The following is a 14267-nucleotide window of genomic DNA, read 5'->3' as shown; positions in this document are numbered from 1 at the left end:
TTGCGATGGCTTTTCAAATATTAATAAATTTATTGATTGCATTTATATGGATGTTTTTGAAAAACGAGTGGTCTTTCTCGACTTTCTTTGTCGGTTTTTTCTGGGGCGGTTTTATTATTTGGGCAATGAGAAGGTTCTTGCCTGGCAGATTATACTTCTCAAGAGTATGGGCTGCGACGAAACTATTACTCATCTTCCTAAGAGAGTTAATACTATCTAACATTCAAGTTATTAAAGATATATTAAAACCAAAATTAGACATTAAGCCCGGTATTTTCGCAATGCCAACAGACTTAAAGTCAAATTGGGAAATTACTCTTTTATCTCTTTTAATTAGTTTAACGCCAGGGACATTGGTTATGGATATTTCGGATGATAATAAAATCCTTTATATCCATGCGATGAATATGCCAGACGTTGATAAAATTATTAGTGATATTAAACATAACTTTGAAGAGGCCATTAAGGAGGTGACTAGGTAAAATGCCAGATACACCCTTAGACTCCATGCTGACAATTGGTTTACTCATTTTATCTATCTCCACCCTTGGTCTTGTATATCGGGTTGTAAAAGGCCCCTCTGTACCTGACAGAGTAATGGCTTTAGACTCGATTGGAATTAACTTGATTGCAATCACTGCTATCATTTCTATTATGTTAAGAACGGATGCATTTTTAGAAGTTATTTTATTAATCGGAGTTATTGCTTTTGTTGGTACAGTAGCGTTCTCGAAGTTCATACAGAAAGGAGAGATAATCGACCGTGACAGAAGCAGCTAGTTATATAATTGGTGGAATCGTCATTCTAGGTTCTCTCCTTAGTTTAGTAACAACGATTGGTTTACTTAGACTTCCAGATGTGTATTGTCGGAGTCATGCAGCTTCTAAAAGTGCAACACTAGGAGTATTGTTCGTTTTGATTGCGACTCTATTGTATTTCTGGATTGCAGATAATTACTTTAGTGCACGATTAATACTTGGTATAGTGTTTGTATTTGTCACTGCACCTGTAGCAGGGCATCTTATTACTAGGGCTGCTTACTATACAGATGTTAAGTTAGCTGATAGCTCCATTCAAGATGATTTAAAGGCGAAGAAAGAATTAGCTGAGAAACAAATGAAGATGAAGGCATGAAGCAAAGAACCGCTACTTTTTATAGTAGCGGTTCTTTTTTGAACATTATAGAGATGCCTGTAAAATTGCTTTAACGTCCTCTTTTGCTAAAGGTTTAAAGTTACCTATTGGGCCACGAGCTAGTGCATGCTCTACCATTTCGTCTATATGTTTGTCATCTATTTCATACTCGGCTAATCGGGAAGGAGCTCCTAAGCTGTTCCAAAACTCTCTTAGCTTTTCGATACCTTCTAATGCCACTTCGCGATCGTCTCTTCCTTTTTCGTCTACACCGAATACTCTTATAGCTAATTGCTTAAATTTTGGTACATTCGTATCTATTACATGCTTCATCCAATTCGGAAAAAGAATTGCTAAACCACCAGCATGAGGAATGTCATAAATAGCAGAAACCGCATGTTCTATTCCATGTGACGCCCAGTCTCCTCTATATCCCATTTGTAACATACCGTTAAGTGCAATAGTACCATTATAAAGGATAGTTTCTCTGTGCTCATAGTTGGTTAAGTCTTCTAACAATTTAGGCGCTGTTTCCATCACTGTTTGAAGAACAGATTCACACATACGGTCTTGTAGTGGTGTATTTGTTCCTGTGTTGAAATACTGTTCGAATACGTGTGACATCATATCAACAATACCGTAAACAGTATGGTCTTTTGGAACAGTGAATGTGTTCGTTGGATCTAAAATTGAGAATTGAGGGAACGTCACAGGACTTCCCCAGCCATATTTCTCTTTTGTCTCCCAGTTTGTAATAACAGAACCAGAGTTCATCTCAGAACCTGTAGCTGCTAAAGTTAAAACCGTACCAAAAGGTAACGCTTCTGTAGCAATATGGTTTCGTAATACTATATCCCATACGTCTCCATCATATTTTGCACCAGCTGCAATAGCTTTTGTACAGTCAATAACGCTCCCTCCTCCAACTGCTAATATAAAGTCTATACTGTTTTCTCGACATAGCTTTACTCCTTTTCTAGCAGTTGATACTCTTGGATTTGGCTCTACGCCTGCAAGTTCTGTTACTTGTGCTCCAGCTTTATGTAATTGATCAATGACTTGGTTATAAAGACCACTCTTTTTAATACTCCCTCCACCATAAACAAGTAAAACGTTTTTTCCATAGTTACTTAATTCATCTGGCAAAGTTTCTAATTGACCTTTTCCAAAGATCAGTTTTGTTGGATTATAAAATGTGAAATTTTCCATTTGACTATCCCTCCTATTGTGTCTATTATGTAATATTCCATCATTGGTTGCAAAGAATGAGCTCTTTTTTTAGAAGTATTACTTTAAAAAATGTCACTGATAAACACCGCTGTTGATTTCCATGCAAGGCTTCGCTTTCCGCGGGCGTGTCTAGGTCAAGCGACTAGCTCCTCGAGTTTAAGCCATGGCCAGCTCGACGCATTCGCATCTGTGGGGTCTCCCCGTCTCCCGCTTCTCCCGCAGGACAAGGAAGGCTACGTGAGCGATGCATCGCACGAAGAAAATGAGGTAGCATTTTCGAGGAGTCTTCGCCTTGCACGGAAATCAACAGCTAGTTACTATATTTTCAAAAAATAGTCTGAATACAACCTAAAAATATTGTAAAACCTTTGAGATAAGATTATTTTCAAAAATATTTTTGCATAGCATGAATAATTTTGGCGATGAAACAAACTATATATATGAAGCACTTATATTCTCAAGGAGGGAATGTGAATGAGTACAATTCAAAGAATTGCACTAGTGTTGACGATTATTGGTGCGTTAAACTGGGGATTAATTGGTTTCTTCGGTTTTGACTTAGTAGCAGCAATCTTCGGTGGACAAAATGCATGGTTATCTCGCATCATCTATAGCTTAGTTGGTATCGCGGGATTAATTAACCTTGGTTTACTTTTCAGACCATCTGAAGAGTACGAAAGAGAAGTTGAACCACGTACTACTCGTTAATTTGATTAGATTTATGTAAGTGCCGCTTCTTCAATTGAGGAAGCGGTTATTTTTATTATTTGAAGAAGTGTACAAAGTAGTAAATCTGGATATAAAATAATTTTTCCAGATAAAATTGAACTTTTACGGATTAATTTAATTTTTAAAGATATCCTCTAATTTCTTGATTTATATCATTTTTAAAGGATAACTCATAAAAAGAACATAAAAAAACCCCTACAACATGTAAGGATTTTAAAACTTTATTACTTTTTAATTAAATCTTCACGCTTAGATTGCTCGATCCACTCTTCAAGTTTATCTTTTAAAGTGTTGAAGCCAGCAGCTGAATCGTCAGTTTTGACAGTTGTAGTTGCTTGACGTTTTTTGTTAGGCTTTTTTGGAGCAGCAGCTTGTTGCTTCGGTGCTTCTTCTGTAGCTTTGATTGAAAGACTAATTTTTCCGTTCGCTTCGTCTACAGAAAGAACCTTAACTTTCACTTCATCTCCAATTTTTAAATGCTCATTAACATCTTTAACATATCCGTGTGTAATTTCAGAAATATGAACTAAACCTTGAGTTTCTTCGTCTAATGCTACAAACGCACCATACGCTTGAATTCCCGTTACTTTACCGTCTAAAATGTTACCTACTTGATATTTATCTGACATGAAAACACTCCTAATAATTATATTTTTTTATATACTTTCAACGCAATAAATAATTATACCACAAACTTTACTTTTTAACAAAAAATATTTATTGCGTTACATCTCTTTGTTATGTTTTACAAATGAGAATGTTTTTATTTACCCTGATACGATAGTTTATATTTGAGTCTAATGTTTAAAATTTGTGACAAAAATTGTTTCAAAAAACTAAATCTTTCTTTCTAATTATCGAAAAATGTTCATACTTTTTAAAGTATAGCGGTGATATGATAATAATAAGAAGACATATTAGAGAGGGTGATAGTAATGAGGAAGGTTGGGGATAACATTAAAACGTACCGTGAGCGTGCCAAATTATCTGTAAGAGAACTTGCCAGAAAAATCCGCGTAGGCTCCGCTACTATTGAAAAGTATGAATCTGGGGAACAAACACCTGATCTAGAAACAATCCTAAAGCTTTCTACCGTTCTAGATGTACCTGCTTCTGAGCTTTTAGAGAATACAAGTCAATCTGCTTGTGGTAATGACATAGAACTTCAAGCACTTATTAAAGAGATTGGCATAAATCGTTCGAAGTTGATATTACGTAAAGCAAAAGATTTGTCTGAGGAAGAATTTTTAAACATCATGCAATCCATTTATGAGAAAAAGTATAAAGTTTAGTTTTTTTCTAATAACTTGTTTAAATTAGTAGAGAATTGGGAATACTTATTTTAACAATACTTTTTTAGTATTCCCCCTATTTTTTGACAAAGCCTTTACTGGCTTTGTCTTTTTTTGTTTGGCTTTGTTAAATACCGCTGTTGATTTCCGTGCAAGACTACGCTTTCCGCGGGCGGGCCGGGAGTCTCAGCCTTGCACGGAAATCAACCGCTTATAAGAAATTTTAAAAAACAATAAGTATTAACTCTGACTTTTATTTTATTATAGGAAAATAAAAACACGTTTGAAATGGAGTTATCAGGTTAAACTACCTCTAAATAATAGTTGGAGTGTTTAAAATGGACAAAAATCATTTCACAATGAATGTGTTAGGTGTTGATGTATATTATGAATTACATGATAGTCGCTATAGCTATGAGAAGCCGACAATTGTGCTGATACACGGATTTTTATCCTCTACCTTCAGTTTCCGGCGTCTTTTACCATTGTTGAAGAAGCAATACACGGTCTTAGCAGTCGATCTCCCACCTTTTGGAAAGAGTGGTAAAACAAGTTCCTTTATTTATTCTTACGAAAACATGGCTAAAGTAGTTTTGAATTTAATACAGCAATTAAATTTTCAAAAGGTCGTGCTGGTTGGACATAGTATGGGTGGACAAATAGCGTTAAATATGAGCAAACAGAAACCAGATTTAGTAGATAAAGTTGTATTATTATGCAGCTCTGGTTATTTAAAGAAAATGTCCACGCCAATCATCTATTCTTCAAGAATTCCTTACTTCCACTTATGGTTAAAGTACTGGTTAGGAAGACGTGGACCCGTTCAAAATTTGCTTAATGTTGTGCATGATCACTCGTTAATTGATGATGAGATGATAGATGGCTATTTACAACCTTTTATGAATGACGATATTTTTCGTGCATTAACAAAAATGATAAGAGATCGTGAAGGAGATTTGGCTGCAGAAATTTTAAAGTCAATTGACACACCTAGTTTGCTTATTTGGGGAGAAGAGGATAAAGTTGTACCAATTGAGGTTGGCTATCGTTTATCAAAAGACTTACCAAATTCAAAGCTCATTACATATCAAAATACAGGGCATTTGTTACCTGAGGAGAACCCTGAAGGAGTTCATGAGAATATTTTAGAGTTTATTGAAGCGACTTAGTTTTACAAGCCGTTTTAATTGAATAAAGTAAAAAGGGACAGTAAAGGATGTTGATTCCCTTACCGTCCCTTTTTAAATGGAACAAGCATCATCACTATTTTTGATTTGCAAAAGTTCTATTGCTTTCTTTTTACATTCTTCTATAGGTATCATTTCTTCAAAGGAAAACTCATATATATGTTGAATTTTAACAGAAAGGGCTTTTTCATCATTCAGCTCATGTACAGCTTGGATGACATCTACTCTTTCTGTTTCATAAGCATCTTCACCATATCCTAGTGGGTCCCAGCACATTAATGTATCCATTAACATTAAATTCACGTTTGGCTTCATCGTAACACCTTCTTTCTTACAGAGTGTAGTGAATATTAATACTATACGAAAAACGAGTAATAACCCAGTAATATTAAGGGAAAACAGAAACATATTATAAACAAATAAAAAATAAGAAAAATATAAATTTCGTTTTTCAATAAAGGAACCGTATCTATGGGATTAAATAACATAATTACGATTAACTATTTTTTCATTATACAGTGTTTCAATTCGTTTGTTTAGTATGAATCAATGGACAGGAGGAATAGCGGTGACATTTGAGTTACAAAAGGTAGTGAATCGAAAAAATACGTTAAGTATCAAATGGGATGAAACTAACACTTTCTTTGGTAGAGAAGACGTATTACCGATGTGGGTTGCTGATATGGATTTCCAAGCACCACCAAGTGTGACTGAAGCAATAAAAAAACGTATGGAACATGGGGTTTACGGTTACACCTCTGTCCCGCGCTCTACTTCATCGTCTGTTGTAAATTGGGTAGCTAGAAACCATAACTGGAGTATGAAAGAAGAATGGCTCACTTACATTTCTGGTGTTGTTCCAACATTAAGTTTAGCTGTGCAAACTTTCAGTGAAGTCGGTGATAAAATAATTACTTTTTCTCCTGTTTACTATCCATTTTTTGATATGATTCAACTGAATAATCGAAAGTTAGTAACAAGCTCCTTAGTCTTAAAAGACGGTCGGTATGAATTTGATTTGGAAGATTTTGAATCAAAGTTAGATGATTCAGTGAAGATGTTATTGTTGTGTAATCCCCATAATCCAGGTGGAACGGTTTGGACAAAAGAGGAATTAACACGTCTTGGTGAAATGTGTTTAAAACATAATATTTTAGTTGTTTCTGACGAAATTCATGGTGATCTTGCATTAGATGGATATGTTTATACACCTTTTGCTTCTATCGATCCAAATTTTTCTAACAATTGTATCACTTGTATTGCTCCAACTAAGACGTTTAATATCGCTGGTTTACAAGCGGCTGTGATCGTAATAGAAAATAATGAGTATAGAAAACAGGTTGAACTTTTTCAAAAGAAAAATGGCCATTTTACATTAAACACTTTTGGTATCATTGGAATGGAAGCAGCATATACAGAAGGTGACGAGTGGCTTAAAGAGGTGAAGAAAATAATAGAATCTAATGTTAAGGAAGCCACATCGTTCATTGAAAAAGAAATGGGCGAGAAGTTGAAAGTGTGTCCTCTTGAAAGTACTTATTTATTATGGATTGACTGTAGAGGACTAGGTATAGATGATGCTGAACTGAAAAGCCGACTACTCCATAAAGGCATGCTTGCCTTAGAAATGGGCGAGAAGTTCGGTCCTGAAGGAAAAGGATTTGTCCGAATGAATATCGCTTGCCCACGAGAAACTTTATTAGATGGTCTTAACAGATTAAAAACTGCATGTAAATGAATCAATTTCATAATTACGGTTCGTTTAATGAAAAACGAATGTTTTAGTGATATACAAAATAATAAGTTCGTTTATTAAGGTTTTTAAATACAGAAAACGATGCTTTTAAACGTTTTTCGTTTAGTAGTCATACATTATGAAACGTACTCAAATAATCAAAAAGACTGTAAGAAGATATAAAGAGTCTTCATGCAGTCTTTTTACGAATAGATTATTTTAAATGATCTTGTTTATTTAAATAAACAACCGTCACTTGATCCTCATGTTTTTTAAAGCAGTGCATTCCAGTATCGCAAGTGTAAAACTTAATTGGAGTGTTAACAGGTAATTGTAATAAGCTTTTAATTAAGTTTGAAATAGTACCACCGTGAGAAATGATTGCAATTCGTGCCACAGCCGAACTTTCTGCTAAAATTTTAGAAAGTATAATTTCAGACCTCATTCTAAACTCTAAGTCTGATTCTCCTTTTTCAATCCTTTCATGTGGCTTTCTTCCACCTAGCGGCAGCGGATACTTCGTTGCTGCTACTTCACGTGGTAAACCTGCAAGGATTCCATTATTGTATTCCATTAAATCTGGCTCAAGCTTTAACATGCATTCCACTTTTTTTGCGATAATCTCAGCTGTCTCTGATGCACGTAATAAAGTACTACTCCAAATAATGTCTGGAGGACAAAATTCATTTAAATAATCCGCCACTTTTGCAGCTTGTTGTTTTCCTAACTCAGTTAAGGGAAAATCTGCTCTACCTTCATGGACATTCAGTAGATCCGCTTTAGACTGTCCATGTCGAATTATAAGAATCTCCACGGCTCCCCCCCCTTTTTTATATATTTATTACAGAATTGACGAATTAATGAGAATTATTTCAATAGTATTACAACTATTTCGGATTTGTAAAGAGTATTTTGTACGGATACATGTGAATTATTTAGTTTTACGAAGAATTTTGAAGAATTTATGACAATACTTTTACAAAAAAATTGCCTCAACTAATTTAATTAGCTGAGGCGAAATGGTTACTATTCTTCTGTCTCTTCTACCGGCTCTTCTACTGGTTCACCTTTTTTAGCAACTTCTTTCGTAATAACACCGCATGCGATTCTTGCTCCTGACTCTCCTGTTGGTTGTGTCATTCCATCGTCTGGCTCTTCTGTAATAATGATTGCCGTTCCATCTTTACCAAATACTGAAAACTTACCATCCTTTAATGTTAGTTCTGGAGCCATTAAATCAATGACGAGTGTCCCATCATCCTCCACAATTATGTTTGGTAAGTCTCCAGCGTGTGCACCTTCCGGATGTAATAAACCATGTTCTTTCCCGTCTGGATTAAGATGATTACCAGCTGTTTTGAAGTCTGGAGCATCACATTTCCCCGTTTCATGTATATGTATTCCGTGTTCTCCAGGTGGCAGTCCTTCTAAATTTAATGAGACTTGAACGCCATCTGGCACTTCTTTTAATTTGGCAACACCTAAACTATCTCCATCTGCATTAAAAATTTCTACATCGAGATGCGTAATATTTTCTTCCATACAACCTGTTAGGAAACCGGTAATGATCATAAGAAGTACTAACGCTTTCTTATACACTTTAATATCCTCCATTAAACGAATTTTCCTATAGTTTCTCCATTTCACATGGAAAAATGCGTAAATAAAAACACCCAATTGTAAATGGGTGCTTATTTTGCAAGTTTAATCTTGAATAATGTTCTCTTTGCGTAATTTCTCTTCTAGTTTCTTTGCTTCTTCGGACTCTTTATTAGACACCTTCACGATGAAGAGAAAAGTTAAGATACAAAATATAAAAAAGATACTAAATGAAATTGCTGCTGGAATATATTCGCTTTTATCTTCTGGGAAATATAAGAACAAGTTTATAACAAACATGGATAGCATTTGTCCACGACCTTTCATTGTTAAAGGAAAAGTGAAATTACTTTTCTGAATACGTCGGTCTCATTATAACAAAAATGCTGATACCTAACCAGTTTTGAGTATTAGTAAAGCCTGGTAACATGTCTGTTAACCAGGCTTTACATTAATTTTTAATTGTTATCGTTTCAATCACAACATCTTCCACCGGTTTGTCTCCTGGGCCAACTTCTGTTTCAGCGATTTTGTCAACGATATCCATACCATCAATAACATGACCAAAAACAGTGTGACGGTGATCTAACCATGGAGTTCCACCATTTTCCTTATAAAAATCTACTACTTCTTCAGGGAAACCTAATTCTAAGTATTGGTCATCGTAACCTGATTGGAAATCTTTTGATTGAACAATGAAGAATTGGCTGCCGTTTGTATTTGGACCTGAGTTAGCCATCGATAATGCTCCACGAATATTTAATAGACTAGCATTAAACTCGTCCTCAAATGGTGCATCCCAAATACTTTCCCCACCAGACCCTGTACCTGTTGGATCGCCACCTTGTAACATGAAGTTTTCAATCACTCGGTGGAAAATTAATCCATCATAATAGCCGTTTTCAGCGTGAGTAATAAAGTTTTCTACCGCTTTAGGTGCCATTGTTGGAAAAAGTTTAATTGTTATTACTCCATAGTTTGTATGTATTTCTGCTACTCTTTCACATTCTAATACTTCAGTCGTTAATTGAGGAAATTCAACATTTTCAAAATCCATACCTTCTGTAAATGGCGTTCTTTCTTCTAAACATTCAGATGCTTGTCCATTGTTATTTGTTCCAGCTCCACAACCTGTTACAATAAGAAGGGCTACTACACAAACGATAAACCATAATTTTTTCATCTTAATCACACTCCAGTTTCTTATCTATATTGTAGATAATACCGTAAATGGAGGAAAAATAAAACAATTAGAGAGGTACAAAACGATGACAGAATTAAAAATTGGGGATAAAGTAACAGGGATTTATAAAACAGGTAAATATATTGGGGAAATTACAGATGTAAAACCTATGCATTATTTAGTGAAAGTACTAGCTGTAGAAAAGCATCCACAACAAGGAGACTTACATTCACCAAAAGATGTGGATGTATCATTATTTCACGAACGTAAGGCGCTTGCATTTAGGGAACAAACAAATATCCCTAAAAACATGGTTAAGCTTTATGAAGGAGAAATTCTTGAATACAAGGAATCATTAGTGCTTTCACTAGAAAAAATGGAAGAAAAACTAAAAGAAGAAAATAGTAATTGGGCAAAAAGAAGCCTTGAGAACGTTCAAGTCCTAAAGAAAGACTACAAACTAAACTAATTTCTTTCGACAAAATCCGGGTGGTGCCTGGCACCTGTCATCAAAAGTTAAAGGCCAAAACACTGTTAGAGTGATTTGGCCTTTTATAGTGCGAATTTATTCATGATTTTGGACAAGTCAATTCTATCCCCTATCGTCGTCGGTGTCGGTTTTGCTAAGTAACGTTTATCTTTTTCTACTAATTTAAAAATGTTATACGTCGTTTTTGCATCATCTAACGCACGATGGTGTTTTCCTGTACCTTCTTTTCCGTATTCCTGTACTGCTTTCCATAATCCAGTTTGGTTTTGGTCGCCAAAGAACCTTTTATACTCCATGGACAGATCTGTAAATTTACACGATTCAAATGGAAAAGTAATTCCTTGAAAATCACAGTTTTTCCTTAATACTCTCATATCCATATTCCCCCAAGTGATGACACTCGTGTTACCTGGCTCATGAAAAGTTTGAAGTACTTGAATTAAGTCAGCAAAGCTTATTCCGTTGTTTACATTTTCTTGCGTAATATTTAGAAAGTCTCTGCAGCGTTTCGTTAAGTTTGGAAAGGCTTTCGGTCTAACATATGAAGAATAATCATGTAGAACTTCATCTCCCTGCACAACAACTAATCCAACTTCAATAATTTCTGGAAAAAAGTATTTTGGATAATTTCGGTTTTCAGGCATCGTAAATTCAAAATCAATGAACATATATAAAGGCGAGCTCTTCAATCTATAGTCCCTCCTCTCGTGAAGTTTTCAGAATATTTATTACTTCATTATATCATGGTTAATCAAGGTTTAAGCGCAAAAAATTAAATTTTCCAAATTTTTTTATATCATTGATAGAATAACAATAAATACTTCGTCTTCCGAATTAAATTCTTTGCTTTTTTCTGCCATTTTGTTATTATTTAGTTATACGAAATATTTAATGGCCGAAATAAAAAGAAGGTGAATAAAATTAATAACTCAAAGCGCAATTTGTATATTATGTGGTTTGCCAACTTTTTTGTCGCAGCTAGTGCCACGATGGTCCTCCCTTTCTTATCCTTGTTTATTGATTCACTTGGAGATTTTTCACAAGCTTATATTCAACGTTGGTCTGGCATCATTTTCGGGATTACGTTTTTAACGGCATTTATCGTTTCACCTATTTGGGGAAGAATTGGGGATAAGTACGGATTTAAACCAATTTTACTTATAACTGGTATAGGTATCGCCACTAGTATTCTATTAATGAGTTTTGTCACAACTGTTCATGAGTTATTTTTCTTAAGGCTTTTCATGGGAGTTGTTACAGGGTTCATTCCAACGTCGATTGCCCTTATTTCTGCTCAAACAGATAAAGCAATAGCTGGAAAAACATTAGGGACGTTGCAAACAGGTACTGTGTCAGGAGGCTTACTTGGCCCATTAATTGGGGGCGTAATGGCAGATGCATTTGGATTTACTTATACGTTTTTCATTACAGCTGCTGTTATTTATATCGCAGTATTGTTAGTTGCTTTTGGAATACATGAGAAAAGAAAAAGTATTGCGGAGAGAGCAAAAGAAAAGCAATACACTAGAAAAGAAGTGTTAGGCTACATTTTTAAAAGTCCTTTATTATTAAAGATTATGTTTATTTCTTTGTTTATCCAGGCAGCAAATTTTAGTATTCAGCCACTTCTAGCCTTATATGTTAGTGACCTAACAGGAGCTGCAAATGTTGCATTGCTTGCTGGCTTTGCCTTTTCGGCAACTGGTTTTGGGAATTTGCTTGCATCAAGAAACTGGGGGATCCTTGGTGATAAAATTGGGCATGAGAAAGTAATTGTCCTCCTTATGTTCTTAGGTGCAGCTTTATATATTCCTCAAGCGCTAGTTACCTCGCTTTGGCAACTTGTGTTATTTCGATTCCTTTTTGGAATGGTGGTTGGTGGATTAATTCCGTGTATGACAGCGTTTATACGAACGGCAGCACCACTTTCAATGCAAGGAGAAGTGCTTGGATATAATGTAAGTTTCCGCTTTCTCGGGAATGTTATAGGTCCTGTATTAGGCGGGATGGTCGCAAGTTGGTATGGTATTACATCTGTATTCTATATTACTAGTTTCATATTTTTAGTTTCTGCTTGTTTTTTACTATATAGTATTCGTCACACAGAAACGTCCAAAAGAGCCATTGAAGCATAAGAGTTGGAACTTGTTAACAGTTCTAGCTCTTTTCTTTTTGCTTCCTTTTCTCTATAGTTTAAATATATGTATCCTAGGAGGTTCAAAGACTATCCTAGTTTCGTTCGAACCTAATGGATAGTCTTTTTCAGTGACTCCTTACTTACTTTACCTCTTTTTTAAAATAGCCATCGTACAACGAGACACACAGATTAAATTTTCTTCTTCGTCTACAATCTTTATGTCCCAAACCATGGTTGATTTACCTCGGTGTAAGACAGTTCCGATTGCCGTAACCGTGCCATCTTTCTTGCCGCGAACATGATTTGCATTAATTTCTAAACCAACGCAAATCTCATTTTCTTTATCAATTAAGTTATATGTCCCAATACTCGCAATGGTCTCAGCAAGTGCAACGGATGCTCCGCCATGCAAAACTCCGAACGGTTGATGTGTACGCTTGTCCACTGGCATTGTAGCAACTGCCTTTGTATCAGACAGTTCTACAATCTTCATCCCTAAATGGTCAATTAATGTATTAGATAAGTCCATTCCCTATACCTCGTTTCTATTCCTTTTGCCTTAATAATAGCACTGCTCCAATAAAATAAACAAAGAAAAAAAGAAAAACGGGAAGTAACGCAGACCAGTCTATCACACGTATCACTCCTTTTCTTATATAGTAAAAGTGGAATGTTATGCACATGTGGATTGTTAGTGAAAAGTTCGTAAATGGATGGTATGAAATAAAGACGGATTTATCTTACTAGCTTATGAAGGATTCGATAAAATGGTGAAATTCTTTTATTTGAGTATACTTAGAACCATACATGATGAAACCGACCGACCCATATAGACAAATAAACTTCTAACCAATGAAACAATTAGAAGTTTTTATATCATATTATATTAATAGACATACTCTACATTCACTGTAGCTGTTATCGTGACATCTTGTGGTTGGATAGGGGTTGGGGCCATCTCTTGTACGGAGAACGCCATCGTTTTTGCACCAAAAAATATAGGTTGAGAGGCTTCTTCCACTTTGTATGGAACGGGATGTAGAGGAACTTGTATGGTACTAGCAATAGCACTCGCCTTTTTGTAAGCATCTTGAACTGCTCGTTGTAGCACATTTCGATAAAGGGTATTAAAGTTACTAACATCATACGTAATACTTTCCGCAATATTTGCCCCGTTTTGAAATGCAACATCATAGATCGTACCGACCTGCATAATGTTTCGTACCGTTATTTTAAATAAATGGCGAACTTCGTAAGCAATAAGTTCTCCTCCTTGTTGAAAGTCTTTATAACGTGGAAATACGGTGTAAGATGTGGATTCAATATCAGTTTGATCCATTCCAAGCTCAAGTAACGCTGCAATCATTTGGTTAGCACGCACACGATTTTCCTGTTGGGCTTCTTCTGCATTTTTACTTGATGTCATAACACCAATTGTGACATATGCAATATCAGGCTTAACATCTTTTTCTGCTTTACCTTGAACTACTATTTTTCTTATATTTTTGTTCATAAAAAACACCTCACTTCTTCTAATGTATGAAGAGTGA

Annotated in this window: 19 protein-coding genes; 9 read left to right on the top strand and 10 right to left on the bottom strand. The window is 35.3% G+C overall.

Features of this window, described 5'->3' with window-relative positions; all coding sequences use genetic code 11:
* Positions 1 to 5: 5 nt before the first annotated feature.
* The 3 genes from CDZ89_RS04050 to mnhG are packed head-to-tail and all read left to right on the top strand — an operon-like array spanning position 6 to position 1135.
* Positions 6 to 482 carry a Na+/H+ antiporter subunit E gene (locus CDZ89_RS04050; protein WP_096156831.1) on the top strand — a complete coding sequence of 159 codons (477 nt, stop codon included), beginning with the start codon at positions 6 to 8 and terminating at the stop codon, positions 480 to 482.
* 1 nt (position 483) lies between these two features.
* Positions 484 to 780 (top strand): Na(+)/H(+) antiporter subunit F1, encoded by a 297-nt coding sequence (locus CDZ89_RS04045; RefSeq protein WP_096156830.1) that lies wholly within the window; start codon positions 484 to 486, stop codon positions 778 to 780.
* A complete protein-coding gene (mnhG, locus tag CDZ89_RS04040) occupies positions 764 to 1135 on the top strand; it encodes a monovalent cation/H(+) antiporter subunit G (protein ID WP_096156829.1) in 372 nt (123 codons plus the stop codon). The genes CDZ89_RS04045 and mnhG overlap by 17 nt, the downstream gene beginning before the upstream one ends.
* A 45-nt stretch (positions 1136 to 1180) precedes the next feature.
* Here the strand turns inward: mnhG and CDZ89_RS04035 are convergent, their stop codons facing one another.
* Positions 1181 to 2344, bottom strand: coding sequence for an iron-containing alcohol dehydrogenase (locus CDZ89_RS04035; protein ID WP_096156828.1), 1164 nt, complete (start codon positions 2342 to 2344; stop codon positions 1181 to 1183).
* Between the two features lie 495 nt (positions 2345 to 2839).
* On the opposite strand from CDZ89_RS04035, the gene CDZ89_RS04030 reads away from it, so the two are divergent.
* Positions 2840 to 3073 carry a DUF378 domain-containing protein gene (locus tag CDZ89_RS04030; protein ID WP_096156827.1) on the top strand — a complete coding sequence of 78 codons (234 nt, stop codon included), beginning with the start codon at positions 2840 to 2842 and terminating at the stop codon, positions 3071 to 3073.
* Positions 3074 to 3318: 245 nt separating this feature from the next.
* Here CDZ89_RS04030 and yugI read toward each other — a convergent pair whose 3' ends face one another.
* Entirely contained in the window at positions 3319 to 3723 is a 405-nt protein-coding gene (gene yugI / locus CDZ89_RS04025) for a S1 domain-containing post-transcriptional regulator GSP13 (protein WP_096156826.1), read from the bottom strand.
* 306 nt (positions 3724 to 4029) lie between these two features.
* Here yugI and CDZ89_RS04020 point away from each other — a divergent pair, with 306 nt between their 5' ends.
* Entirely contained in the window at positions 4030 to 4386 is a 357-nt protein-coding gene (locus CDZ89_RS04020; protein WP_096156825.1) for a helix-turn-helix domain-containing protein, read from the top strand.
* Positions 4387 to 4724: 338 nt separating this feature from the next.
* Positions 4725 to 5555, top strand: coding sequence for an alpha/beta fold hydrolase (locus CDZ89_RS04015; RefSeq protein WP_100333311.1), 831 nt, complete (start codon positions 4725 to 4727; stop codon positions 5553 to 5555).
* Positions 5556 to 5627: 72 nt separating this feature from the next.
* On the opposite strand, the gene CDZ89_RS04010 is transcribed toward CDZ89_RS04015, so the two are convergent.
* On the bottom strand, positions 5628 to 5888 hold the full coding sequence (locus CDZ89_RS04010) for a DUF1871 family protein (RefSeq protein WP_096156823.1): 261 nt from the start codon (positions 5886 to 5888) through the stop codon (positions 5628 to 5630).
* A 253-nt stretch (positions 5889 to 6141) separates the two neighbouring features.
* Here CDZ89_RS04010 and CDZ89_RS04005 point away from each other — a divergent pair, with 253 nt between their 5' ends.
* Positions 6142 to 7311, top strand: coding sequence for a MalY/PatB family protein (locus CDZ89_RS04005; RefSeq protein WP_227521432.1), 1170 nt, complete (start codon positions 6142 to 6144; stop codon positions 7309 to 7311).
* A gap of 211 nt (positions 7312 to 7522) precedes the next feature.
* On the opposite strand, the gene CDZ89_RS04000 is transcribed toward CDZ89_RS04005, so the two are convergent.
* From CDZ89_RS04000 to CDZ89_RS03985, 4 genes are all read right to left on the bottom strand, one after another.
* Complete coding sequence (locus CDZ89_RS04000; RefSeq protein WP_096156822.1) at positions 7523 to 8122, bottom strand: histidine phosphatase family protein; 600 nt, start codon at positions 8120 to 8122, stop codon at positions 7523 to 7525.
* Between the two features lie 212 nt (positions 8123 to 8334).
* Positions 8335 to 8880: a superoxide dismutase family protein gene (locus tag CDZ89_RS03995; protein ID WP_406564914.1), complete on the bottom strand. Its 546-nt coding sequence runs from the start codon at positions 8878 to 8880 to the stop codon at positions 8335 to 8337.
* Positions 8881 to 9012: 132 nt separating this feature from the next.
* Entirely contained in the window at positions 9013 to 9216 is a 204-nt protein-coding gene (locus CDZ89_RS03990) for a hypothetical protein (RefSeq protein WP_096156820.1), read from the bottom strand.
* Positions 9217 to 9358: 142 nt separating this feature from the next.
* A complete protein-coding gene (locus tag CDZ89_RS03985) occupies positions 9359 to 10090 on the bottom strand; it encodes a peptidylprolyl isomerase (RefSeq protein ID WP_096156819.1) in 732 nt (243 codons plus the stop codon).
* An 85-nt stretch (positions 10091 to 10175) separates the two neighbouring features.
* On the opposite strand from CDZ89_RS03985, the gene CDZ89_RS03980 reads away from it, so the two are divergent.
* Positions 10176 to 10559: a kinase-associated lipoprotein KapB gene (locus tag CDZ89_RS03980; protein ID WP_100333310.1), complete on the top strand. Its 384-nt coding sequence runs from the start codon at positions 10176 to 10178 to the stop codon at positions 10557 to 10559.
* Positions 10560 to 10642: 83 nt separating this feature from the next.
* Here the strand turns inward: CDZ89_RS03980 and kapD are convergent, their stop codons facing one another.
* A complete protein-coding gene (kapD, locus tag CDZ89_RS03975; protein WP_096157074.1) occupies positions 10643 to 11248 on the bottom strand; it encodes a 3'-5' exonuclease KapD in 606 nt (201 codons plus the stop codon).
* Positions 11249 to 11530: 282 nt separating this feature from the next.
* On the opposite strand from kapD, the gene CDZ89_RS03970 reads away from it, so the two are divergent.
* Positions 11531 to 12715: an MFS transporter gene (locus CDZ89_RS03970; RefSeq protein WP_176483861.1), complete on the top strand. Its 1185-nt coding sequence runs from the start codon at positions 11531 to 11533 to the stop codon at positions 12713 to 12715.
* Between the two features lie 147 nt (positions 12716 to 12862).
* Here the strand turns inward: CDZ89_RS03970 and CDZ89_RS03965 are convergent, their stop codons facing one another.
* Both CDZ89_RS03965 and CDZ89_RS03960 read right to left on the bottom strand, forming a co-directional pair.
* Positions 12863 to 13246 (bottom strand): hotdog fold thioesterase, encoded by a 384-nt coding sequence (locus tag CDZ89_RS03965; RefSeq protein WP_100333309.1) that lies wholly within the window; start codon positions 13244 to 13246, stop codon positions 12863 to 12865.
* A gap of 357 nt (positions 13247 to 13603) precedes the next feature.
* Positions 13604 to 14230 carry an SIMPL domain-containing protein gene (locus CDZ89_RS03960; RefSeq protein WP_096156815.1) on the bottom strand — a complete coding sequence of 209 codons (627 nt, stop codon included), beginning with the start codon at positions 14228 to 14230 and terminating at the stop codon, positions 13604 to 13606.
* Positions 14231 to 14267 lie beyond the last annotated feature (37 nt).

Source organism: Bacillus alkalisoli (assembly GCF_002797415.1).
In the GTDB taxonomy this organism is placed as follows: Bacteria; Bacillota; Bacilli; order Bacillales; family Bacillaceae_I; genus Bacillus_CD; species Bacillus_CD alkalisoli.
The sequence above is the reverse complement of the archived record's forward strand: the minus strand, read 5'-3'. Positions and strand labels throughout refer to the sequence as shown.